The sequence below is a fragment of the Phyllobacterium myrsinacearum genome (assembly GCF_002980555.1).
Lineage (GTDB): Bacteria > Pseudomonadota > Alphaproteobacteria > Rhizobiales > Rhizobiaceae > Phyllobacterium > Phyllobacterium myrsinacearum.
Window position 1 is genome coordinate 247821 of sequence record NZ_PVBT01000006.1, and the last position, 21593, is coordinate 269413.

At 59.9% G+C, this 21593-nt stretch carries 24 protein-coding genes; 5 read left to right on the top strand and 19 right to left on the bottom strand.

Features of this window, described 5'->3' with window-relative positions:
* Window positions 1–29: 29 nt before the first annotated feature.
* Both nadA and C5750_RS19705 read right to left on the bottom strand, forming a co-directional pair.
* Window positions 30–1103, bottom strand: coding sequence for a quinolinate synthase NadA (nadA, locus tag C5750_RS19700; protein ID WP_105735893.1), 1074 nt, complete (start codon window positions 1101–1103; stop codon window positions 30–32).
* Window positions 1104–1388: 285 nt separating this feature from the next.
* A complete protein-coding gene (locus tag C5750_RS19705; RefSeq protein ID WP_130269035.1) occupies window positions 1389–1604 on the bottom strand; it encodes a hypothetical protein in 216 nt (71 codons plus the stop codon).
* A gap of 142 nt (window positions 1605–1746) precedes the next feature.
* On the opposite strand from C5750_RS19705, the gene C5750_RS19710 reads away from it, so the two are divergent.
* A complete protein-coding gene (locus tag C5750_RS19710) occupies window positions 1747–2979 on the top strand; it encodes an MFS transporter (RefSeq protein ID WP_105735897.1) in 1233 nt (410 codons plus the stop codon).
* Between the two features lie 6 nt (window positions 2980–2985).
* Here the strand turns inward: C5750_RS19710 and C5750_RS19715 are convergent, their stop codons facing one another.
* The 5 genes from C5750_RS19715 to C5750_RS19735 all read right to left on the bottom strand — a co-directional run bounded on the left by C5750_RS19715 (window position 2986) and on the right by C5750_RS19735 (window position 7277).
* Complete coding sequence (locus tag C5750_RS19715) at window positions 2986–4164, bottom strand: glycoside hydrolase family 5 protein (protein ID WP_105735899.1); 1179 nt, start codon at window positions 4162–4164, stop codon at window positions 2986–2988.
* A 152-nt stretch (window positions 4165–4316) separates the two neighbouring features.
* Window positions 4317–4604: a PTS sugar transporter subunit IIB gene (locus C5750_RS19720; RefSeq protein ID WP_105735901.1), complete on the bottom strand. Its 288-nt coding sequence runs from the start codon at window positions 4602–4604 to the stop codon at window positions 4317–4319.
* Between the two features lie 27 nt (window positions 4605–4631).
* On the bottom strand, window positions 4632–5093 hold the full coding sequence (locus C5750_RS19725; RefSeq protein WP_105735903.1) for a PTS sugar transporter subunit IIA: 462 nt from the start codon (window positions 5091–5093) through the stop codon (window positions 4632–4634).
* Window positions 5094–5130: 37 nt separating this feature from the next.
* Window positions 5131–6522: a PTS galactitol transporter subunit IIC gene (locus tag C5750_RS19730; RefSeq protein WP_105735905.1), complete on the bottom strand. Its 1392-nt coding sequence runs from the start codon at window positions 6520–6522 to the stop codon at window positions 5131–5133.
* 230 nt (window positions 6523–6752) lie between these two features.
* Window positions 6753–7277 (bottom strand): CcdC protein domain-containing protein, encoded by a 525-nt coding sequence (locus C5750_RS19735; RefSeq protein WP_105735907.1) that lies wholly within the window; start codon window positions 7275–7277, stop codon window positions 6753–6755.
* Between the two features lie 58 nt (window positions 7278–7335).
* Here C5750_RS19735 and C5750_RS19740 point away from each other — a divergent pair, with 58 nt between their 5' ends.
* Window positions 7336–7929, top strand: coding sequence for a TetR/AcrR family transcriptional regulator (locus C5750_RS19740; RefSeq protein ID WP_105735909.1), 594 nt, complete (start codon window positions 7336–7338; stop codon window positions 7927–7929).
* 26 nt (window positions 7930–7955) lie between these two features.
* Here the strand turns inward: C5750_RS19740 and C5750_RS19745 are convergent, their stop codons facing one another.
* The 10 genes from C5750_RS19745 to rpoZ all read right to left on the bottom strand — a co-directional run bounded on the left by C5750_RS19745 (window position 7956) and on the right by rpoZ (window position 16203).
* Window positions 7956–8474 (bottom strand): PaaI family thioesterase, encoded by a 519-nt coding sequence (locus C5750_RS19745; protein ID WP_105735912.1) that lies wholly within the window; start codon window positions 8472–8474, stop codon window positions 7956–7958.
* Window positions 8471–9247: a DNA repair protein RecO gene (recO, locus tag C5750_RS19750; RefSeq protein WP_105735914.1), complete on the bottom strand. Its 777-nt coding sequence runs from the start codon at window positions 9245–9247 to the stop codon at window positions 8471–8473. Before recO ends, C5750_RS19745 begins: the two co-directional genes overlap by 4 nt.
* Before the next feature lie 26 nt (window positions 9248–9273).
* Complete coding sequence (gene era, locus C5750_RS19755; protein WP_105735915.1) at window positions 9274–10212, bottom strand: GTPase Era; 939 nt, start codon at window positions 10210–10212, stop codon at window positions 9274–9276.
* A complete protein-coding gene (rnc, locus tag C5750_RS19760) occupies window positions 10209–10922 on the bottom strand; it encodes a ribonuclease III (RefSeq protein WP_105735918.1) in 714 nt (237 codons plus the stop codon). Before rnc ends, era begins: the two co-directional genes overlap by 4 nt.
* A gap of 7 nt (window positions 10923–10929) precedes the next feature.
* A complete protein-coding gene (lepB, locus tag C5750_RS19765; protein WP_105735920.1) occupies window positions 10930–11712 on the bottom strand; it encodes a signal peptidase I in 783 nt (260 codons plus the stop codon).
* An 89-nt stretch (window positions 11713–11801) separates the two neighbouring features.
* Complete coding sequence (gene acpS / locus C5750_RS19770; protein WP_105735922.1) at window positions 11802–12206, bottom strand: holo-ACP synthase; 405 nt, start codon at window positions 12204–12206, stop codon at window positions 11802–11804.
* Entirely contained in the window at window positions 12203–12763 is a 561-nt protein-coding gene (locus C5750_RS19775) for a DUF2062 domain-containing protein (protein ID WP_105735924.1), read from the bottom strand. Before C5750_RS19775 ends, acpS begins: the two co-directional genes overlap by 4 nt.
* Window positions 12764–12834: 71 nt before the next feature.
* A complete protein-coding gene (gene pyrE, locus C5750_RS19780; protein ID WP_105735926.1) occupies window positions 12835–13413 on the bottom strand; it encodes an orotate phosphoribosyltransferase in 579 nt (192 codons plus the stop codon).
* 10 nt (window positions 13414–13423) lie between these two features.
* Window positions 13424–15646: a RelA/SpoT family protein gene (locus tag C5750_RS19785; RefSeq protein WP_105735928.1), complete on the bottom strand. Its 2223-nt coding sequence runs from the start codon at window positions 15644–15646 to the stop codon at window positions 13424–13426.
* Between the two features lie 152 nt (window positions 15647–15798).
* A complete protein-coding gene (gene rpoZ, locus C5750_RS19790) occupies window positions 15799–16203 on the bottom strand; it encodes a DNA-directed RNA polymerase subunit omega (protein WP_105735930.1) in 405 nt (134 codons plus the stop codon).
* Between the two features lie 297 nt (window positions 16204–16500).
* Between rpoZ and C5750_RS19795 the strand changes: the two genes are divergently transcribed.
* Window positions 16501–17073, top strand: coding sequence for a LabA-like NYN domain-containing protein (locus C5750_RS19795; protein WP_105735931.1), 573 nt, complete (start codon window positions 16501–16503; stop codon window positions 17071–17073).
* A gap of 79 nt (window positions 17074–17152) precedes the next feature.
* Window positions 17153–17803 carry a uracil-DNA glycosylase gene (locus C5750_RS19800; RefSeq protein ID WP_105735934.1) on the top strand — a complete coding sequence of 217 codons (651 nt, stop codon included), beginning with the start codon at window positions 17153–17155 and terminating at the stop codon, window positions 17801–17803.
* Between the two features lie 17 nt (window positions 17804–17820).
* Here the strand turns inward: C5750_RS19800 and smpB are convergent, their stop codons facing one another.
* A complete protein-coding gene (smpB, locus tag C5750_RS19805) occupies window positions 17821–18309 on the bottom strand; it encodes an SsrA-binding protein SmpB (RefSeq protein WP_105735936.1) in 489 nt (162 codons plus the stop codon).
* A gap of 31 nt (window positions 18310–18340) precedes the next feature.
* On the bottom strand, window positions 18341–19222 hold the full coding sequence (gene dapA / locus C5750_RS19810) for a 4-hydroxy-tetrahydrodipicolinate synthase (protein WP_105735938.1): 882 nt from the start codon (window positions 19220–19222) through the stop codon (window positions 18341–18343).
* 265 nt (window positions 19223–19487) lie between these two features.
* Between dapA and C5750_RS19815 the strand changes: the two genes are divergently transcribed.
* On the top strand, window positions 19488–21584 hold the full coding sequence (locus C5750_RS19815; protein WP_105735940.1) for a lytic transglycosylase domain-containing protein: 2097 nt from the start codon (window positions 19488–19490) through the stop codon (window positions 21582–21584).
* Window positions 21585–21593: the final 9 nt, after the last annotated feature.

Consider the following 21593-nt stretch of genomic DNA (forward strand, 5'->3'; position numbering starts at 1 on the left):
GTTGCCCAGCCGGGCCGTTGGGTTGAAGGTCAGTTCTTGAGATTCACCATGCGCTCGACGGCAAGACGGGCACGTTCGGCGACCATCGGATCGACGTGAATTTCCTCACGCATATAGACGAGGCTTTCCAGAATATTCGGCAGCGTGATGCGCTTCATGTGCGGGCACAGGTTGCACGGCTTGATGAACGTCACCTCGGGCACCTCGGACTCGACGTTCGATGCCATCGAGCATTCGGTGACGAGAAGCACCTTTGCTGGCTTGCGGTCCTTCACATAATTGATCATGCCGCTGGTGGAACCGGTATAATCGGCAATGGCCACGACTTCCGGCGGGCATTCCGGGTGGGCAATGATCTGGATATCCGGGTCGGCCGCCCTGTAGGCGAGAAGCTCATCGGCGGTAAAACGCTCATGCACTTCGCAATGGCCCTTCCAGGTGAGAATCTTGACATCGGTCTGCGCGGCAACGTTCTGCGCCAGGAATTCATCGGGGATGCACAGAACCCGGTCAACGCCAAAGCTTTCGACCACCTGAACGGCATTGGCCGAGGTGCAGCAGATATCGCTTTCCGCCTTCACCTCGGCTGAGGTGTTGACATAGGTGACAATCGGCACGCCCGGATAAGTTTCCCGCAGCAGGCGGACATCGGCGCCGGTGATGGATTCAGCCAGCGAGCAGCCTGCTCTCATGTCGGGAATGAGGATGGTTTTCTGCGGGTTCAGCAATTTCGAGGTCTCGGCCATGAAATGCACGCCGCACTGGACGATGATTTCCGCATCGACACGCGTGGCTTCGCGGGCCAGTTGCAGGGAGTCCCCGACGATGTCGGCGACGCAATGGAAAATTTCCGGCGTCTGGTAATTGTGCGCGAGAATGACGGCATTGCGCTGCTTCTTCACCCGGTTGATCGCCGCCACATAGGGCGCGTAAACCGGCCATTCGATGCGCGGAATATGATGCGCAACCCGCTGGTAGAGGTGTTCGGTTTCCGCCGCCACTTCCGGGGTGAAAGACAGGTCCGGCATGGTGAGAACGCCGAAACGTTCCGCTGCGGATGGGCCGGAGACAGGGCCGGTTACGGTGCGCGCAGTGCTGGTCATCGTCTTTTCCTCCAAGGGCAACCTCCTCAGATTGCCTGCTGCCGATCATTTATACTCAATATGAGCATATTTGTGATCAAAAGAAAAACGGCAAGGCCGTCGCTGAATACATAGGCCAATATTTCCGCCGCTTCAAGGGGCAGATTTTCAACAATCGGCTAAAGATTGCGGGAGGAATGAACCTGCCAGGGACAATCCGGCGCGGGTTTTCCCTGTGTCACGCGCAAGGTGCGGGCCAGTGGAAACGCCCGGTTCAAGGGCATTTCCTCGATTTGTTTCATGGGGTTAGTAGGTGGTGCCCCGATGGCGGTAGAAGTTGCGATCCTGCCGGTCGCGTTTGGCCGGGCTGTCACCGCCCAGGCGCGGTGTGCAATCGGTGAAAATTTTTGCGTTGAAATCCGACGGCCGGTCGCAAAAGACCAGGGGGCTCACCCGGCCCGAATTGGCGCAACCGGCCAGCGTCATGGTGGTCAAAGCCAGAAGTGGCAGAAGAAATCGCATCGGGGAAGCCTTTATCTGTATGTGCGGCAGGAAATGGAAGGACCCATAACGTATCAACTGCGTTGATATGCCAATTCACATCTATTCAATTGATTGAGAGTATAAATAGGGTAATTCTTTCCTGGATTTAAGGGGAGAGATCATGATTCAATCGAGCACAGCAAAGCCGTCGGGCATACCATGGCTGATCATCATCGCCGGTTGCCTCATCGCGGTCATGACATTCGGCCCGCGCTCGTCCATGGGTCTCTTTCAGTTGCCGCTGCTGCACGACAAGGGCTGGGACCGCACCACATTCGGCATGGCGATCGCCCTGCAGAATCTGTTCTGGGGCATCGGCCAGCCCTTCTTCGGCGCCATCGCCGACAAATTCGGCACATGGCGGGTCCTGCTGATGTCGGCGATCCTCTACGGCGCCGGGCTCATCCTTATGGCATGGGCGTCCACACCGGGAATGCTCTATGCCGGCGGCGGCCTTCTCGTCGGCCTCGGCATTGCCTCCGGTTCGTTCGGAACGATCCTTTCCGCATTTGCCCGCAATGTTTCGGCGGAAAAGCGTACCTTCGTCTTCGGCCTCGGCACGGCAGCGGGCTCTGCCGGCATGTTCGTGTTTTCGCCGCTCAGCCTTGCGCTGATCGAGCGTTTCGGCTGGTCCGATGCGCTTGTTTATCTCGGCATCGCCATGCTGATCGTGCCGCTGCTGGCCATCCCGCTGCGCGGCAACTCTTCGAGCGGGCGCATCAGCGAGGCCCAGTACAAGCAATCCATGGGCGAAGCCCTGCGTGAAGCGCTTGGGCACAGGAGCTATGTGCTGCTGACGACAGGCTTTTTTGTCTGCGGCTTCCAGCTGGCGTTCATCACCGCGCATTTTCCCGCCTATATCAGCGATATCGGCATCGATGCCAAATATGCGGTGCTGGCGCTGGCCCTGATCGGTTTTTTCAACGTGATCGGTTCGCTGGCATCCGGCGTCATCAGCCAGCGCTATTCCAAGCCGAAATTCCTCACCTATCTCTATATCGGCCGCTCGGTGCTGGTGGCGGCGTTCCTGCTGCTGCCGCAGACCGGCGCCTCGGTCGTGGTGTTTGCCATCGTGATGGGGCTGATGTGGCTTTCAACCGTGCCGCCGACCAATGCGCTCGTCGCCATCATGTTCGGCACGCGCTATCTCGGCATGCTCGGCGGCATCGTGTTCTTGTCGCACCAGATCGGCTCCTTCCTCGGCGTCTGGCTGGGCGGCTATCTCTACGATCACTTCGGCAGCTACAACCCTGTGTGGTGGCTGAGTGTCGTCCTCGGGATTTTCGCCGCCATCGTGCATTGGCCGATTGAAGAACGCCAGGCGGACCGCCCTGCCCTGCAACCGGCCGAATAGGCCGCATCAGGGCTGCAGGCGCTTGCGGATGGGCTCGAATTCCGGTGTAGCCTTGCGCTTGACCGGGTCCGGCTCGTTCGTATCGATGGCTTCCCAGTATTTCCAGTTCACCTTGCTTGAACCCAGTTCGTAGTCCATGCCGTCCCAGCTGTCTTCGCGGAAGCTGTAGAAGGCCCAGTGCAGAGCGTCCCTGTCGAGCACCGTCAAGACATCCTCGAGATAGGCCTTGCAGCCGGGCAGCATGCGCATGCAGCCAAATTCACCCGCCACCAGCCGGTTGAGCGGTACTCCATGCGCCTTGGCCCAATCGACCGGCTTGGCCAAATATTCCGCCACCTTCTGCGCATTCCATGTCACCGTTGATCCGGCATAGGGAACGTCGCCCGGATAGGCAAAGGGCGTCTTGCGTTTGATATTCGGCGCGCTCGTTGCTTCGTAGGGCTCGTACATATGGAAGCTGTAGACCACCTTCGTGTCATCGAGCGGCGCCGGCCAGTAGCTGAAGGCATCGGCAGCCGCATACCACCCGGCATCCGCCATGACAGGCGTTGCGGGATCGGCCTTGCGGATTTCGGCTATCACCATGTTGTAGAAGGCGATGAGGTCGCGCGCGCCGCCCTTCTGCCTGCCGTACCAGGCCTGCATATCCGCTGCACTGGCATGTTCGGCAATGCCGCCCATCTTTTCCGGTGCGGGCTCGTTGATGATGTTGTAGGCGGCAATGGCCGGATGATCCTTCAGGGCCGTTGCCAGATCACGCCAGAATTGTGCGGCCTCCTGCCATTTTGCCTTGTCCTGCCAGAGCCGGTCGTCGAACCTGCCATTGTTGTTCTGCGACCAGCGCATGGATGGCAGGGACAGCGGCGTGATGACGACCTTGAGCCCTGCCTTATCGGCGCGGTCGAGCGTTGCCTTCAGCGTGGCAAGATCGGACGGAGGGATGCCCTCGTAATGATCGGCATCGCCGATGAGAAAATCCCGTCTGGCGGGTTTCCATTTATCATAGGAGAGCCGCACCCAGCTTGCGCCATATTTTTTCAAGGCGTCGAAATAGGCCTGATCCGGCGGCAAACGATTGAAACTGTTGCCGCCATGCTGGGGCGTGTCCCAGAAGGTGATGAGATCGGCGGCATTGGCGGCGCAGCTCATGGTGAGAGACAGGAACAGGGTCGTCGCGATGCGCATGGGCACTCCTTCGGATCAATGGACAGAGCGACAATTGACGGGATACTGCGGCAGCAATGGGCCGGGTTTTACCCGGCAGGACGGTTATAAACAGAAACCGCCGCCTGACGGGTCAGACGGCGGCGATTTGCAGCGATATGGTAAGCAGAACGTTAACGGCGCAGAACAGCCTCGATCTTGTCGAGCGCTTCCGCCTTGCCGATGCCGGTCAGGAAAGCCAGCGTGGTGATCACCGGCTTGCCGAGGTCCTTCGGCAACTGGGTGGTGGAGACGACGAGGTCGACATCGTCGATCTGCCCGGCCACCTCGGTTGCCTTGCACTGGCGTGAATGGAACGTAATGCCGCGTTCCTTCAGTGCGTCCTCCACCGCGTGAGCGACGACGGTCGACGTGGCGATACCGGTTCCGCAGGCGAAAAGTACAGTCTTTTGTTTGGTCATTGGTCCCTCTTCATCCCGGATGGCGCATCAGGCCAGGAGCCGGGTTACATCTTCTACGCTATTGGATTGCATCAAGGCGGTGATCGTGTCGGCGGACTGAATGGTCAAGGCGATCTCCTGCAGCATTTCGATCTGCTGGTCCTTGTCATTGAGCGCCATGAGAAAAACCACGCTGACCTGCAGCCTTTCCTCCGGGTCCTCCATGTTGCAGAAGGCCACCGGCCTGCACAGCGTCGCCATGGCGAGGCCCGGCTTCAGCACATGTTCCGGGTCCGTATGGGGAATGGCAACATTGTTGTCCAACCCCAGCGGCAAACCGGTGGGCAGCGCTGCCTCGCGGGCAAGCACCGCCGCGGCAAAGCTTGGCTTCACATAACCCAGGCTGTGCAGACGATCGGAAAGGATCCGGATCACATCCTGATCATTCCCGGCCTCGACCCCAAGGATAATCGCCCCGGGATCGAGATAGTTCATCAGGGCTTTCGCCATTCACTTACTCCAATATGCATCGTGTCAGGCAGTCTTATCAGGCGTTCTCATCGGCACCGGCGGCACGTTCCCATGCGGCGGTGTTGCGGTGATAGGCCCAGAAGGCACCGGCGATGATGACGGCAATGACGCCAAGACCGGCTGCGCCGAGACCGCGGATCGCAGCGATCACCGCATAGGACACCCACAGGAACCCGTCGACGACACTGGTGATCTGTACCGCATTGGCCGGCATCTTGAAGCCCGACGACTGGGCCGCACTGGTGAACAGCGGTGCCAGCGCGTTGGCAACGTAGAAGCCGACAGCCAGCGTGAAGGCGCCGACAATGACCATGCGGAAGACATTCCCCTTCAACAGCGGCGCTGTCATGGCAACGATGAACGGAATGACCGCGAGATCAGCAAAAAGAATGACGCGGTTGCCCGGCAGGATCACCGAGAGGACGATGGCAATCGGCACCAGGATCAGCGCCGAGGAAATCGCCGCGGGGTGGCCGATGAGAATGGCCGAATCGAGCCCGACCAGCAATTCCCTGTCGCCGGTCCGCTTCTTGACGAAGGCCTGCGCCGCATCGGAAACCGGCAAAAGCCCTTCCATCAATATCTTGACCATGCGCGGCAGCAGCAGCATCACGGCGGCCAGCGTCATGCCGGTCTGCAGCACCTTGCTGAGAACCACGCCGAAATCACCGGCATTGTAGTAGGCGATCACGCCGAGCACGAGACCGATGATCAGGCCGAGAATGACCGGCTCGCCGAACACGCCGAAGCGCTTTTCGAAGGTTTCGGTGTTGATCTCGATCTTGTTGATGCCGGGAATCCGGTCGATGATCCAGTTCAGGACGATGGCAATCGGCAGGATTTGCGCGGAGGCCAGATGCGGCACGGAAATGCCGGGAATGCCGTAGAACTGCTGCACGGCCTTGGCCGACCAGTCGGCAAAGAGCAGGCAGAGCGCCACCATCAGCGCGGCGACGATCAGGCCATAGGCCAGGCTGCCGGTGGCCGCGACGGCGAGCGAACCGATAAAGGCAAAGTGCCAGAAGTTCCACACGTCGACGTTCAGCGTGCGGGTCAGGCGCGTGAGCAGCAGCACGATATTGACGGCGATGCCGATGGGAATCACCCACAGGCCGACGGACGAGCCGAAGGCGATGGCGGCGGCCGACGGCCAGCCCACATCGACGATATCGCGCTGAATGCCCGTGTTGGTGACGATCGCCTTGGCGACGTCGCCGATCGATGTCAGCATCAGTCCGAGCACCAGATTGATGCCGATAAAGGCAACGCCGATGGTGACGGCTGCGCGGAAGGCGCGCCCCACCTTGGCGCCAAGCACCACGGCAATGATGAAAATAACGATGGGCAAGAGAACCGTCGGCCCCATCGTGTCGACGGCAGCCTTCAGGCCCGTCAAGAAACTGTCCATTTCAACCTCCCCAGCAACCGTCCCGGCTGCGCATACCCCAAACGCTGTTTTTGCGTCGCGCCAATGTTTGACAGGATATGCGGGAAAAACTAGCGGATTTTCCGAAAATTCGACGGGAATTCACACTTGTCCGTAACGATTTCGCTGCAATTTCCCAGTCCTTGAGCAGATTTTCACAATGCGGGGGAAACCGCCTTATATTCCGGATAATAAAATCCGAAAATGTGCGTTCATGGTGCCTCGGCAACCGGTAGCCCTTGCTGGTCACGATACCGCAGCGCGAGATTGACATTGCGCCCGGCGGTCATGCCGAGAAACCACGCCCAGACACCGGCAGCGAGCGGCTGGACCGGCCAGCCCGCGACCCATACGGCACGGGATTCGATACCGTAATGCAAGGCAAATTCGAAGGCGAAGCTGCCAAGGATGATTGCGAACATCATCACATCACCCGGCACGGTGATCTGTCCGGCCTGCCTGTCGATTGCAATCGTCCAGCGGCGGGCGTGATGCCAGCCGAGCGCCAGCCCGACAGCAAGTCCCAGCAGCGCGGCAAGAACGTCCCGATCCGCCGGATGCGGAAACAGGCCGAAGAACCCGCGAAAACCGAGGGCCGCAAACAACAGGGGCATGACGAGAAGCCGCCGGATGCGGATCGTACGCCGGAAGCAGCGTGTAATCCCGACCCACAGCAGTGCAATGAAGATAAAATAGACGTAGACCGGGATATGTGACATGGCAAAATCCGTTCTCATTGTCAGCTCATCTCAAATAAACTACAATCCTAACACTGTAAAGATAGTCTGGATACATATGGACGAACAGGATCATCCCCCCGCCGGTTATCACCACGGCAATCTGCGCCAGGCGCTGCTCGCTGCCGCCCGTGAGTTGCTTGAAGAACGCGGCCCCGGCGCCTTGGGTTTGCGTGAGATCGCCCGCCGGGTCGGCGTATCCGCACCTTCGGCCTATCATCACTTCGCCAGTCTTGACGCCATTGCCGCATCGCTGGCCGAGCAGGGTTTCACCGAGTTCGCCGAACAGCTGGAGGCCGCCCCGACCAATGCCGGGGGCATGCTGGCACCGACGGGCGAGGCCTACATCGCCTTTGCCCGCGCCAATCCGGCGCTTTACCGCCTGATGTTCGGTGAAGGATTGCGTGGTGCGTCGAGGGAAAGCAAGGCCGTGCGTGCCCTGCGCCAGCGGGCCTATGAGAAGGTCAAGGCCGGCCTCCGCAAGAGGCTGCCGGCGGACGAGGTTCCCGCAGCGGCTTTGTTTCTATGGTCGCTGACCCATGGGCTGGCATTGCTGATGATCGACGGGCAAGTCGACGCCGGGGCTGATGCCAGCGCTTTGATCCGTCAGGTCCTAAAACTATCGGGAACCGGATTGCCGAGCGCCGGGTAGCAAGGTCTGATGTGCCGTCAAAAGCCTCAGCCGCCGCGCATAAAGCTTTCGAGCGGGAAAATCGCGCAGGTCTCGGTACCGTGGGCGAGCAGCTTGCCGTTGGCGTCGCGCAGGAAGGCTTCCGAAGTTGCCAGCGTGCGCCCGCGATGCACGAGCTTGCCCTCGCAGAAGACAGGGCCGGTATCGGGGGACAGCGGGCGGACCAGATTCACCTTGAACTCCACCGTCGTATAGGCTTCGCCCGGCTTCAGGGTCGTCATCACGCAGCAGGCCAGCGCCGAATCCATCAGCGTCGCCACCCAGCCGCCATGAATGCCGCCCAGCGGATTGAGATGCTCCTGCGCCGGGACGCCCTTGAAGACAACCCGGTCCGGCTCGACCGCGTGCAGGGTGAAGGACAGGGTTTTGGCCATGGGCGGGGCGGGATAGTCCCCGCGCAGCATCGCCTGCAGGATGTCGAGACCGCTGCGCTTTGCCAGGTCGGCAAGCGGCAGCGTACCGATGCCACCGGGAAACGCGATGGCGGGCATGGTATCTGAACTCATGATTGTGCTGACCTTTCCTGCACGGCCTGACCCTGCCCTGCCGCCTTTGATACCGATCGCGATACAGCCGTCAAAAATCCGTCGCGCGATTCCGGCGCCTTCAGCGCCCGCGGTTCCCAGACATGGCGGGTGAAGAAGAAACTGGTCAGACGGAAGGCATCCGTCAGTTCGGCGAGCGACGCCGCCCGCACCTTCGAACTGATCATGAACGGCGGCATCACCAGCAGCTTGTCGGCCCAGGGCGCACCGGCATCGCGCGACACGGCCCGGCCGGATTTCGGTGAGACATAGGCAAGATTGTCGCCGCTGCCCGTCGCCGCGCAGCGTTTCAGATCGAGGCCGAAGCCCAGCTCCTCCAGCATCATCACCTCGAAGCGCAGGATGAGTTCGCCCGCAATCAGCGGGTCGTCGCAATGTTCGAGGATGATGGCAAGTGTCTCGAAAAGCCCCTGATGCGGATCCCGCTCCGGCAGGAGGCGCAGATGCGCGGCAGCCAGCTGCAGGGCATAGAGGCCGACGGGCTGTTCGATCAGCCGGGCAGCGGCGAAGGAGACCGGCTCGACCTGCATCATGCCGAGATGCTCGTCGATGCGCGCGCGCCAGATCACATCCACCCGGTTTCCCGGCTGCAGCAGCGGCTGCATGCGGCGGGAGCGGCCGCCGCGCACCAGCCCCATATGGCGGCCATGCGCGCGCGTCATCAGTTCGAGGATCGCACTGGTTTCCCCGTGCCGCCTCGTTCCGAGTATGATTCCTTCATCCCGCCATTCCATGAGAGCCTCTTCCGGCGAGACTCGCGCTATCCGTGCGGGAATTCAAGGCCCATTTCGCGGTAGCGCTCGGGATCATTGCCCCAATTGTCACGCACCTTGACGAACAGGAACAGATGGACCTTCTGTTCGAGGATTTCCATCAGCTCCTTGCGGGCAGCCTGGCCGATGGCCTTGATCGCCTGCCCCTCGTGCCCGAGCACGATCTTCTTCTGGCTGTCGCGCTCGACATAGATCACCTGCTGGATGCGGACGGAGCCATCCGGCTTCTCCTCCCAGCTTTCGGTCTCGATGGTCGACGAATACGGCAACTCGTTGTGCAGGCGCAAATAAAGCTTTTCCCGGGTGATTTCCGCCGCCAGCATGCGCATCGGCATATCGGAAATCTGGTCTTCCGGATAATACCACGGACCTTCCGGCAGGTTGTCGGCGAGATATTTCACCAGATCCTTGCAGCCATAGCCCTTCAGCGCCGAAATCATGAACGTCTTGTCGAAATTGATCTTCTCGTTGGCGCGCTGCGCCAGTTCCAGAAGTTTCGGCGCTTCGATGCGGTCGACCTTGTTGAGGACGAGAATGACCTTGCGCTTCTTCTCGTGCAGGCTGCCGAGAATGGCTTCCGCCTCCTCGTTGATGCCCTCTTCCACATCGATCAGCACCAGAATGATATCCGCATCCTTGGCGCCGCCCCAGGCTGTCGTCACCATGGCGCGGTCGAGCCGGCGCTTGGGCTTGAAAATACCGGGTGTGTCGACCAGCACCATCTGCGTGCGGTCGTGGATGACGATGCCGCGCACCAGCGCGCGTGTTGTCTGGACCTTGTGGGTGACAATCGAAACCTTGCTGCCGACCAGCTGGTTGACCAGCGTCGACTTGCCGGCATTCGGCGCGCCGATCAAGGCGATGAAGCCCGAACGCGTCGGGCCTTCGGGCTGTGTCACTTCCGGTGTTGTGTCCTGGTCGGTCATGCCTGTCCTTCTTCCTGCGTCTTCTGACGGACGCCTTCCCGGTAAAGCAGGGCAACGGCCGCTTCCTGCTCGGCAATGCGCTTGGAGCGCCCCATGCCGGTGGCAGGCGCAAAACCCTTCACCTCTACCTTCACCGTAAACTGTGGATCGTGGTCCGGGCCGGTGCGCTCGACCACGCTGTATATGGGCTGGGCACCATCCTGCTGGTGGGCCCATTCCTGCAATTCGGTCTTGGGATCACGCTGCGCCGAGTTGATCTCGCGCGAGCGGGCATCCCAATACCGCTGGATGAAAGGTTGCGCCGCTTCCAGCCCGCCGTCCAGATAAATCGTGGCGATCAGCGATTCCACCACGTCGGCGCGCAGGCTTTTCAGCCGCTTGTCCGCCAGCCCCTTCACATCGGAGCCGGTACGGATGAATTCGTGCAGGCCGATTTCATCGGCCACGGCAGCGCACGTATCGGCATTGACCAGCGAATTCAGGCGCAGCGACAATTCCCCTTCGCTTGCGGTCGGATAGGCGCGAAAGAGCATTTCGGCAATGACCAGCCCGAGAACGCGATCGCCGAGGAATTCGAGCCGTTCATAATCCGATCCGACCGACTGACGGGCACTGGCATGGGTCAGCGCGCGCTCCAGGCGGGCGAGATCGCGAAATGTGTGGCTCGTCTGCTCCTCCAGTCTGCGAACGGCGTCAGCGGACAGGGTCATGGGCGGCTCATTGGCTCTTCGGGGTGAAAGAGGTTCCGTTCACGCTGTGAAGCAGACGGTCAAAACGCAGTTCCGACGGCCAGCGCCACAGTTCCAGCGGGCTTGCCTTGCCGGCAATGGAGAAGAAGATGATGTTGGCACGGCCGATAAAATTCTCGAAGGGCACGTAGCCGACGTCAAAGCGGCTGTCGGCGGAATTGTCGCGATTGTCGCCCATCATGAAATAATGGCCGGCAGGCACAACGAACTCCCGCGTATCGTCGCCGATGCCATTGGGGGTCAGATCGAGCGTGTCATAGGTTACGCCGTTCGGCAGCGTCTCGCGGTAGACATCCACGGGGCGGTTGACTTCGGTGACATCGGGATTGTTGATCTGGCCGACCTTGACGCGCGGCACGGCCACGTCGTTGAGGTAAAGCACGCCGCCACGCATCTGCACGCGGTCACCGGGAAGGCCGACCACACGCTTGATGAAATCCAGCGACGTATCATTTGGCTTGCGGAACACAGCGATATCGCCGCGCTGCGGCTCGCTGGCCCAGATGCGCCCGGAAAACAGGTTCGGCGCAAAGGGAATCGAATATTTCGAAAACCCGTAGGAGAATTTCGAAACGAAGAGATAATCGCCCTCAAGCAGGGTCGGGCGCATCGAACCGGACGGAATGTTGAACGGCTGGAACAGCACGGTGCGGATCACCAGAGCGAGCAGCAGGGCCTGCACGACAACACTGATCGTCTCGCCAAGACCGCCAGATTTTTTCACAACAGATTTGTCGCTCACGCTCGTCATATCTCCAAATTTCTTAGCTGCACCCTCTTAACCGCTGAAACAGCAGGGAGCAATGCTACATAGGCCCGCTTCATGGCGTTTGATTGCGGCTATTCCACGATTTTCAGCGCCTCGATAATCACGAATGCTTGCGCAAGCGGAAAATCGTCGGTGATCGTCACATGGATGCGCGCGGTATGTCCGGCCGGCAGAATCGCCTCAAGCCGACGGGCGGCACCATTGGTCAGCCGCATCGTCGGCGCGCCGCTCGGAAGGTTGATCACCCCCATGTCACGCCAGAAAACGCCTTCGGATAACCCCGTCCCGAGCGCCTTGGCACAGGCTTCCTTGGCGGCGAAACGCTTGGCATAGGAGGCGGCACGCAGCTTGCGCCGTTCGGAACGGGCCTGCTCGACCGGCGTATAGACGCGATCGATGAAGCGCTGGCCATGCCGCTCCAATGTCTTTTCAATGCGTCTTATATCAATCAGGTCACTGCCGATCCCGATGATCATGAGGGTTCGGCCACCTTTTCCAGGGCGTAACCGGCCTTGCGGCGGTTCTGGAAGCTGGCAACGATCCAGCGGGTCGGGAAATAGACCACCAGGGCGGCGATGAAACCGAGGGGTACCGCACCGATCAGCATCGGCTTGACAATCGGCCCCCACAATTCAGCGAAATCCAGATGCCGCAGCATATGGCCGAGGTGGTGCGGGAAAGGCTCGTCGCTGGGACCGCCGCTCAGAATGAACCGTCCGGCCTCCAGCGTCGCGCCCCAGATAAACGGCAGGAACAGCGGATTGCCGAGCGTCGTGCCAAGGATGGCGGCGGCGATGTTGCCGCCGATGATCCAGGCAATCGCCAGCGCCACGGCGATATGCACGCCGAGGATGGGGATGAACGAGGAAAAAATACCGGCGGCAAGTCCCGCGGCAATGGCGTGCGGGGTTGCCCGCAGCCGCAGGACGCGCTTGCCGAAATAGCGCAGCGACCGGCCGACCGAGCGGCGCGGCCATAGCGCAGTACGCATCCGTTCACGGAAGCCCGGTTTGATACGCCGTTTGAAGAGCATTGGTATTCAAGTCCCTCGACGCTGGGGCCAGCGAGTGCGCAACTGGCTCAGCGCTCACGTCTTTTGGTTAATCAAATATTACGACTACCAGGCTTAACGGGCGGAATTGCGGCAAGCTCCGGCGGTAATTGGTCAGCAGGATAGGCCGGGACTTCATATTCCGCCAGTGCAATCAGCGGCACGCCGACATCTGTCTTGCCGGCAGAACGATCGATGATGCAGGCAGCGGCCAGAACCTCGGCACCCAGTTCCTGCAAGGTGGTGACCGTTTCGCGGATCGACAAGCCCGTCGACACGATATCTTCGACAATGACGACGCGCGCGCCCTTGGCAATTTCGAAGCGGCGCAGGCGGAACACGCCGTTTTCCCGTTCGACCCAGATGGCCGGAACGCCGAGATGGCGCGATGTCTCATAGGCCGGGATGATGCCGCCGATCGCCGGTCCAACCACATAGTCGATCGGGCCAAGACCGGCACTCCTGATCTTGTCGGCCAGCGCACGGCACACGCGCTCGGTCTTGTCGGCGTGCATGAACACACGGGCCTTTTGCAGGAATGTCGGGCTGCGCAAACCCGATGTCAGGATAAAATGCCCTTCCAGCACTGCCCCCGCTTCGCGAAATACCTGCAGAACTTCATCCGTATTCATGTGTGCCCCTCTATCCGTTCACGCGCTGTGCGTCGCTGACGCACTTGCTTTCCTTGAGTTTCGACAGGATCCGGTTGAGATGTTTCAGATCCCATACCTCCAGGTCGACGATCATCTGCGTAAAGTCAGGCGCCGTGCGGACCATGGAGAGATTGTGAATATTGGTTTCGTTGGCGGCAATGATCTGGGCGATCTCGGCCAGGGAACCCGGCGCATTGATCGCCGAAATGTTGATGCGGGCCGGAAACCGGTCGCGCCTGCTCTCGTCGATATCCCAGCGCACGTCGATCCAGCGCTCCGGCTGGTCGTCATAGGCCATCAGCGCCGATGACTGGATGGGGTAGATGGTCATGCCTGCGCCGGGCTGGAGAATGCCGACGATGCGGTCGCCCGGCACTGCGCCCTCCGGCGAGAAGTGCACGGGCATGTCGGGGCTCGCGCCGCGGATCGGCAGGGCGTGCGGGCCGCCCGGCTCCCATCCCGCCGTGCCGTCGCTGCCTTCCGGCATCTTGAAAATCATGCCCGACGTGTTGCGGAAATTGACCCAGCCTTCCTCGCGCTCGCTCTGTGTCGGCTTGGGCTTGGAGTCCTGATATTCCGGATAGACTGCCTTCATGACGTCGGAGGACGGCAGTTCCCCGCGCCCGACGGCGGCCAGAACATCGTCGATCTCCTTGCGTGCCAGACGCGGCAGGCCTTTCTTGAGTTCATCACGCGAATAGACTTTCCCGGCCCGCTCGAAAGCCCGCTCGAGAATCTGCGTGCCGAGGCCGGAATACTGCTTGCGCACGGCAATGCGCGTGGCACGGCGGATGGCGGCGCGCGCCTTGCCGGTGACGACGACCGATTCCCAGGCGGCCGGCGGTGTCTGCGCCTTGGAGCGGATGATCTCGACTTCGTCGCCATTATGCAGTTCGGTCATCAGCGGCATGATGCGGCCATTGACCTTGGCGCCAACGCAGCTATCGCCGATATTGGTGTGCACCGCATAGGCGAAATCGATCGGCGTTGCCCCGCGCGGCAGGGCGATGAGCCGGCCTTTCGGCGTGAAGCAGAAAACCTGGTCCTGAAACAGCTCCAGCTTGGTGTGTTCGAGAAACTCTTCCGGATTATCGCCTTCCGCCAGGGCTTCGATGGTTTGCCGCAACCAGGCATAGGCGTTGGTTTCCGTCGAAATGACATGCGGATTCTGGGCGCTGCCGCGATCCTTGTAGATCGAATGGGCGGCGACGCCGTATTCGGCAATGTCGTTCATTTCACGGGTGCGGATCTGCAGTTCGACACGCTGGCGCGATGGACCGACGATGGTGGTATGGATCGAACGGTAGTCGTTCTGCTTGGGCGTCGAGATATAGTCCTTGAAACGGCCGGGAACCATCGACCACGTCGTATGGATGATGCCGAGCGCATTATAGCAATCGGCGACCGTATCGACGACGACGCGGAAGCCGAAAATGTCGGAAAGCTGTTCGAAGGAGAGCCCCTTGCTCTCCATCTTGCGAAACACCGACCAGGCCTTCTTCTGCCGGCTTTTGACATTGGCCTTGATGCCGCGCTTTTCGAACAGGCTGGAAAGATCGGTTTCGATCTGTGTCAGCGTGCTGCGGTTCTTTTCCATCAGCTCGGCAAGCCGGTTGGTTACCGCGTTGAAAGCTTCGGGATTGATGTAGCGGAAGGCCAGCCCCTCCAGTTCCTCACGCATATCCTGCATGCCCATGCGCCCGGCGAGCGGCGCATAAATATCCATGGTTTCCTCGGAAATGCGCAAACGCTTGTCCGGCGGCACATGATGCAGCGTCCGCATATTGTGCAGGCGGTCGGCGAGCTTGACGAGGAGCACCCGCACATCGTCGGAAATGGCCAGGAGCAGCTTGCGCAGGTTTTCCGCCTGCACGGCCTTTTTCGAGACGAGATCCAGCTTCTTCAGCTTGGTCAGGCCCTCGACGAGCTTGCCGATATCGGGGCCGAACAGCGTGTCGATTTCCTGCCGGGTCGCCGAGGTATCCTCGATGGTGTCATGCAGCAGGGCAATGGCAATGGTCGCCTCGTCCAGATGCATGTCGGTGAGAATGGCGGCCACTTCGAGCGGATGGGAAAAATACGGATCGCCCGATGCGCGCTTCTGATGACCATGCTTCTGCATGGCATAGACATAGGCCTTGTTGAGCAGCGCCTCATTGACGTCAGGCTTGTAACGCTGAACACGCTCGACAAGCTCATACTGACGCATCATGGACGGAAGCCTCCAAACCCAAAACTCTAAATTATCGAGCGATATATGGTAATTGCGTTACCAAGACGCAAAAATAATGCGCCGCAGAAAAACTGCGACGCATCACGATAGCCTGAACTGGCAATCAGTCGCGCTAAGAGCGCGACACTTGATTAATAGTCGTCGCTTTTTTCCGGTGCTACCAGACCTTCGATGCCGGCCAGCAGTTCTTCTTCCGACATGCTGTCGAAGGAAACATTGTCGTCTGCTTCGATCTCGACGATCTCGTTGCCTTCGCTGTCGGCTGATGTGACCTGCGGTACCACGGCAACGGCTTCCGGCTCATCGACTTCCACATGCTTCTGCAGCGAATGGATCAGGTCTTCCTTGAGGTCGCCCGGCGAAAGCGTTTCCTCTGCGATTTCGCGCAGGGCAACAACCGGATTCTTATCATTGTCGCGATCGATGGTGATCGCTGCACCCTGTGAAATCAGGCGTGCGCGGTGACTGGCGAGCAAAACCAGTTCAAACCGGTTCTCGACTTTGTCAACGCAATCTTCAACAGTGACGCGGGCCATGGACTGCCCCTTTCATTTTTAACTGAATTAGCGGATTAAGCGGGACATAACGCGGTTACACGGAAAAAACAAGCAAAAGCCGTAGGCAGGTTCGACACCGGCTGTTTAACAGTAAAAAACAATCACCATATAGTGAGCGTCCCGGTCCAAAATTCGGACAATTTTTCCACCCGGCTATTGGCTTTTCACCGAACCCGACGTAGTAAATATGCTACTTTCGTATAAGATCAGATCGAGCTTTATTACCTCCTAGCTGATTTGAAATTGAAGCTCACCTTTTTGAAATGGAACCTTATTATGTTTGATCCACGTGAAAAGATCGTTTTGTTTATCGATGGTGCAAATCTCTACGCAGCCTCAAAGGTACTGGGATTTGATATTTACTATCGCAAACTTCTTGCCGCTTTCCAGAAGAGAGGCTATTTGCTTCGCGCATATTACTATACAGCGCTTGTAGAAGATCAGGAATACTCATCGATACGCCCGCTGATCGATTGGCTTGATTACAACGGATATAAGGTTGTTACGAAGCCTGCAAAAGAATTTACCGATTCTGCTGGCCGCCGTAAGATCAAGGGCAACATGGACATTGAACTTGCTGTCGATGCCATGCAGTTGACGGACACGGTGGATCATTTTGTTATCTTCTCCGGCGACGGTGATTTCCGTTCCCTGGTGGAAGCCCTGCAGCGCAAGGGCCGCAAGGTCAGCGTCGTTTCGACGCTCTCGACCCAGCCGCCGATGATATCGGACGAACTGCGCCGTCAGGCGGATCATTTCATTGATCTGACGTCGCTGCGCAGCGAAATCGGCCGTGAGGCCTCCGAGCGCGCACCGCGCCGCGTCGAAGAAGAACAGGTCGATTACTAATAATCGCTGATTGATATTTGTCGAAAGATTTGGAAATGCCGCATGGAAAACCGTGCGGCATTGTGCTTTTTAGCGCCTCATGAGTATTGAACCCTCCCCCGACTGCCCGATTTGCCCGCGACTGCATGATTTCATCGCCGGATGGCGCGTGAAAGAACCCGCATGGCACAATGCGCCGGTCCCTGCCTTCCTGCCCGCGGGCGGCATCGAACAGGTTCAGCTCCTTATCATCGGGCTGGCGCCCGGCCTGCGCGGGGCCAACAGGACGGGCCGCCCGTTCACCGGCGATTATGCGGGGGATCTGCTCTATGGCACGCTTGCGCAGTTCGGCTTTTCCCGCGGCACATTCGCCGCCCGGCCGGATGACGGTCTGCAACTGCTCAATGCGGCGATCGTCAACGCCGTCCGCTGTGTTCCGCCGGAAAACAAGCCGGTCGGCAGCGAGATCAACAATTGCCGGCGGTTTCTCACGCCGACCATCCAGCAGTTCCGCAACCTGCGCGCCATCGTGACCCTTGGCACCATCGCACACCAGTCGACGATCCGGTCGCTCAAGCAGCCGGTGGCGAAGTTTCCGTTCAGCCATGGCGGACAGTCCGATATCGGCGATATCCGCATTTTCTCCAGCTATCATTGTTCGCGCTACAACACGAATACCGGACGCCTGACCGAAACGATGTTCAAGAACGTGTTCGCTGCTGTGCGCGCGCATCTGGACGCGGTGGCTTAACGGCGTATCCGGCGCAATCAGCCGCGGTCGCGCAGCAGCCGTGACTTCTCACGATTCCAGTCGCGCTGCTTTTCCGTCTCGCGCTTGTCGTGCAGTTTCTTGCCGCGGGCAACGGCAAGCTCGAGCTTCGCCCGGCCCTGATCATTGAAATAGAGTTTCAGCGGCACGACGGTCATGCCTTCGCGGTCCACCGATTGCGCCAGCCGTGCCATTTCGCGCTTGCTGACCAGCAGCTTGCGGTGGCGGCGCGGCGCATGATTGAAACGGTTGGCCTGCAGATATTCCGGAATATAGGAATTGATCAGCCAGAACTCGCCGTTTTCTAGACTGGCATAGCTTTCGGCAATGTTGGACTGGTTGTTGCGCAGGGATTTGACCTCGGTGCCCTGCAGCACAATGCCAGCCTCCATCGTGTCGAGAATCTCGAAATTGAATCGCGCTCTGCGGTTCTCGGCAATGACCTTGCGAACCGTTATGGGTTTTTTGGCAGCTTTGGGCTTATTCATGAGGCCTATATAATGCTTTGCAACTGAATTGTCAGTTGATCAAACCCGCATGTTTCATCGCCTGATCAATACGGTCCGCAGTTGCGGCTTCAATCGGGACGAGCGGGGAACGCAGCGAATTGTTCATCTTGCCGAGCTTGGCCAGGGCATATTTCGGGCCTGTCGGATTGGGTTCGATAAAGAGCGCCTTGTGCAGCGGCATCAGACGGTCCTGAATGGCGAGTGCGCCGGCATAATCGCCCCGCAGGGTCGCAGCCTGGAACTCGGCACACAGGCGCGGCGCGATGTTCGAGGTGACGGAGATGCAGCCGACACCGCCATGGGCATTGAAGCCGAGCGCAGTCGCGTCCTCACCGGAAAGCTGGATGAAATCCAGCCCGCAGGTGATGCGCTGTTCCGAAACGCGCTCGATCTTGCCTGTCGCGTCCTTGACGCCGGCAATGTTCTTGAAGTCATGCGCCAGCTGACCCATCGTCTCCGGCGTCATGTCGATGATCGACCGACCCGGAATGTTGTAGATGATGATCGGCAGCGAAACGGATTCGGCCACAGCCTTGTAGTGGGCATAGAGGCCGCGCTGGTTCGGCTTGTTGTAATAGGGCGTGACAACGAGAATGGCGTCCGCCCCGGCCTTTTCGGCATGCTGCGCCAGTTCGATGGCTTCGCGCGTATTGTTGGAGCCCGCACCGGCAATCACCGGCACCTTGCCCTTGGCTTCCTCGATGCACACTTCAACCACGCGCTTGTGCTCGGCATGGGACAGCGTCGGCGATTCGCCCGTCGTTCCGACAGGGACGAACCCATTGGTGCCTTCGGCAATCTGCCAGCCCAGGAATGCGCGAAAGGCTTTCTCGTCAAACGACCCGTTTTGGTCGAATGGCGTGACGAGAGCGGTGATTGAGCCTTTCAGCATGGTGAACTCCAAGAAAACAATATTAGATCATGGCCGGGCCAGTATGGCACCAACCAGGAGGTGGCGCACCATAGTCGTGCAACCTTCGCCGGGCAAGATGATTTCCTTGATGAAAAACAGCAAAGCAATTGATGTTTTGCGCAAAAGCAATGGCTCGTGCTAACCTTTCGTTAAGATTGCCTTCACACGTCCGCCATTATTATCTGATCCAACAGTTCTGGATCCGGGGCTGCGGTGTGATCCTTTCGATAAATTGGTTGCCTGAATGCTGAGAACTTCTGTTTTGCGTCATGTTCTTCTCGCGTCATCGCTGCTGGTGACGACGGCTTCGCTCGCGCAAAATTCAACGCCGCCCATCCCGACCCTCAAACCGTTTGCCCCCACCCAGACGCGGATCAGCCCTGCAGCGCAGATCATGGCAAAGCCCGATCCGGTGACCACGGCGGGAATCGCCCAGCCGTCAAAGCCGTCGGCCATTGCGGGCAGCCTCAAAAGCGGCCTCGACGCCCTGTCGAGCGGTGACGTGCAGCAGGCTCTCGGCATCCGCAACGGACTACCCGCCGACGCGCTGGACCGGCATATCCTGACCTGGGCCATCGGCCTGTCAAACGCGCCCGGTGTTCCCAGCTCGGAAATCGCCCATGCGGCGGCCGAACTGCCGGGCTGGCCTGGCATGGCGACCTTCCGCAACAATTCGGAACGGGCGCTGTTCAAGGAGAATCCGCCGGCGGCAACGGTGATCAATGCCTTTGGCGGCACCCCGCCGCAGACGGCCGAAGGCACCATCATCCTGGCCCGTGCCTTTGTCGCCACCGGCAATACCACCCGTGCCCGTCAGGTTCTCGGCCCCTTCTGGCGCACCAAAAAGCTGGACGATGCACAGGAAACGGCGATCCTGAAGGAATTTGCGCAGGTCATTCCGCGCGAAGACCATCTGGCGCGCATGCTGACCATGCTTTACGAAGGCAAGGCAAAATCGGCCGGACGCGTCGCCAAGCTTGCCAATGCGGACGTGCTCTATCAGGCCTTTGCCGCGGTTCTGCAGAAGTCGCCCGATGCCGCTCAGAAACTGGCTGCTGTCACCGGCTCCTGGCAGTCAAACCCGGCTTACATCTTTGCCAAGGCGCAGTATCTGCGCCGTCAGGAGCGCTTCAAGGAAGCGGCCGACGTTTTGGCCACCGCGCCGCGCGATGCGGCATCGCTTGTTGACCCGGACGCCTGGTGGGTGGAACGGCGCGTGCTGTCGCGGGAGCTGCTGGATATCGGCGATGCCAAGCGCGCCTACAAGATCGCGGCCATGCACAGCGCCGAAACCCCGTCGGTCGCCGCCGAGGCAGAATTCCATGCGGGCTGGTATGCCCTGCGCGCGCTCAAGGACCCGCAGACGGCACAGCGCCACTTTGCCCGCATCGCCGAGATTTCGTCGCGCCCCATGTCCGCATCGCGCGCCTATTACTGGCTGGGCCGTTCCGCTGAAGCGGGCGCGGGCGGCAATGCCAATGACTATTACAGCCGCGCGGCCCGTTATGGCACGACATTCTACGGCCAGCTGGCCGCCGCCAAGCTGGGACAGGCGAGCCTGCAACTGCCCTATCCGCGTCCGAGCGATGCGGATCGCGCCCGTTTTGCCCAGCGCGAAGCCGTGCGCGCCATCCAGCGCCTGGAAGACACCGGCTATGCGCAGCGCGCGGCCATTCTGTACACCAGCCTGAGCCAGGAACTCGACAGTCCCGGCGAGCTGGCGCTTCTGGCGGTCATGGCGGAGCGCACGAACAATCACTTCGTCGCCCTGCGTGTCGGCAAGATTGCGGCACAGCGCGGCATCGATGTCGGCGCCCTGTCGCATCCCGTTGGCGCCATTCCAGGCAATGCCAATATTTCCGGTTCCGGCGCCGCCCTCGCCTATGCCATCGCCCGGCAGGAGAGCGAGTTCAACGCCAGTGCCGTTTCAAGCGCGGGCGCGCGCGGCCTGCTGCAATTGCTGCCCGGCACGGCCAAGGATGTCGCCAAACGCGCGGGTATTTCCTATTCCAAGGACAGGCTGACCGGCGATGCCGCCTATAACGCCACCCTTGGCGCACGGTTCCTCGGCGAACAGATCGCCAAATTCGACGGTTCCTATGTCCTGACCTTTGCCGGATACAATGCCGGGCCCAACCGCGCCAATGAGTGGGTTTCGCGTTACGGCGATCCGCGCGGCAAATCCGTCGACGAGGTCGTCGACTGGATCGAGCGCATTCCCTACACGGAAACCCGCAATTACGTGCAGCGCGTCATGGAGAACTACGAGGTCTACAAATCGCGGCTCTATGGCAAGGCCCAGATCGAGAGCGATCTGACCGCCGGAAGGCTGCAGCGTTAACCGGGCCCT

Bases quoted from the DNA above. Each gene is read 5' to 3' on its own strand.
- C5750_RS19785 (WP_105735928.1), bottom strand. From the start codon at position 15,646: ATGATGCGTCAGTATGAGCTTGTCGAGCGTGTTCAGCGTTACAAGCCT.
- C5750_RS19705 (WP_130269035.1), bottom strand. From the start codon at position 1,604: ATGCGATTTCTTCTGCCACTTCTGGCTTTGACCACCATGACGCTGGCC.
- nadA (WP_105735893.1), bottom strand. From the start codon at position 1,103: ATGACCAGCACTGCGCGCACCGTAACCGGCCCTGTCTCCGGCCCATCC.
- C5750_RS19710 (WP_105735897.1), top strand. From the start codon at position 1,747: ATGATTCAATCGAGCACAGCAAAGCCGTCGGGCATACCATGGCTGATC.
- C5750_RS19735 (WP_105735907.1), bottom strand. From the start codon at position 7,277: ATGAGAACGGATTTTGCCATGTCACATATCCCGGTCTACGTCTATTTT.
- rpoZ (WP_105735930.1), bottom strand. From the start codon at position 16,203: ATGGCCCGCGTCACTGTTGAAGATTGCGTTGACAAAGTCGAGAACCGG.
- smpB (WP_105735936.1), bottom strand. From the start codon at position 18,309: ATGAATAAGCCCAAAGCTGCCAAAAAACCCATAACGGTTCGCAAGGTC.
- C5750_RS19800 (WP_105735934.1), top strand. From the start codon at position 17,153: ATGAGTATTGAACCCTCCCCCGACTGCCCGATTTGCCCGCGACTGCAT.
- era (WP_105735915.1), bottom strand. From the start codon at position 10,212: ATGACCGACCAGGACACAACACCGGAAGTGACACAGCCCGAAGGCCCG.
- C5750_RS19715 (WP_105735899.1), bottom strand. From the start codon at position 4,164: ATGCGCATCGCGACGACCCTGTTCCTGTCTCTCACCATGAGCTGCGCC.
- C5750_RS19740 (WP_105735909.1), top strand. From the start codon at position 7,336: ATGGACGAACAGGATCATCCCCCCGCCGGTTATCACCACGGCAATCTG.
- acpS (WP_105735922.1), bottom strand. From the start codon at position 12,206: ATGATCATCGGGATCGGCAGTGACCTGATTGATATAAGACGCATTGAA.
- C5750_RS19745 (WP_105735912.1), bottom strand. From the start codon at position 8,474: ATGAGTTCAGATACCATGCCCGCCATCGCGTTTCCCGGTGGCATCGGT.
- C5750_RS19775 (WP_105735924.1), bottom strand. From the start codon at position 12,763: ATGCTCTTCAAACGGCGTATCAAACCGGGCTTCCGTGAACGGATGCGT.
- C5750_RS19795 (WP_105735931.1), top strand. From the start codon at position 16,501: ATGTTTGATCCACGTGAAAAGATCGTTTTGTTTATCGATGGTGCAAAT.
- C5750_RS19730 (WP_105735905.1), bottom strand. From the start codon at position 6,522: ATGGACAGTTTCTTGACGGGCCTGAAGGCTGCCGTCGACACGATGGGG.
- C5750_RS19815 (WP_105735940.1), top strand. From the start codon at position 19,488: ATGCTGAGAACTTCTGTTTTGCGTCATGTTCTTCTCGCGTCATCGCTG.
- C5750_RS19720 (WP_105735901.1), bottom strand. From the start codon at position 4,604: ATGACCAAACAAAAGACTGTACTTTTCGCCTGCGGAACCGGTATCGCC.
- recO (WP_105735914.1), bottom strand. From the start codon at position 9,247: ATGGAATGGCGGGATGAAGGAATCATACTCGGAACGAGGCGGCACGGG.
- rnc (WP_105735918.1), bottom strand. From the start codon at position 10,922: ATGACCCTGTCCGCTGACGCCGTTCGCAGACTGGAGGAGCAGACGAGC.
- dapA (WP_105735938.1), bottom strand. From the start codon at position 19,222: ATGCTGAAAGGCTCAATCACCGCTCTCGTCACGCCATTCGACCAAAAC.
- lepB (WP_105735920.1), bottom strand. From the start codon at position 11,712: ATGACGAGCGTGAGCGACAAATCTGTTGTGAAAAAATCTGGCGGTCTT.
- pyrE (WP_105735926.1), bottom strand. From the start codon at position 13,413: ATGAATACGGATGAAGTTCTGCAGGTATTTCGCGAAGCGGGGGCAGTG.
- C5750_RS19725 (WP_105735903.1), bottom strand. From the start codon at position 5,093: ATGGCGAAAGCCCTGATGAACTATCTCGATCCCGGGGCGATTATCCTT.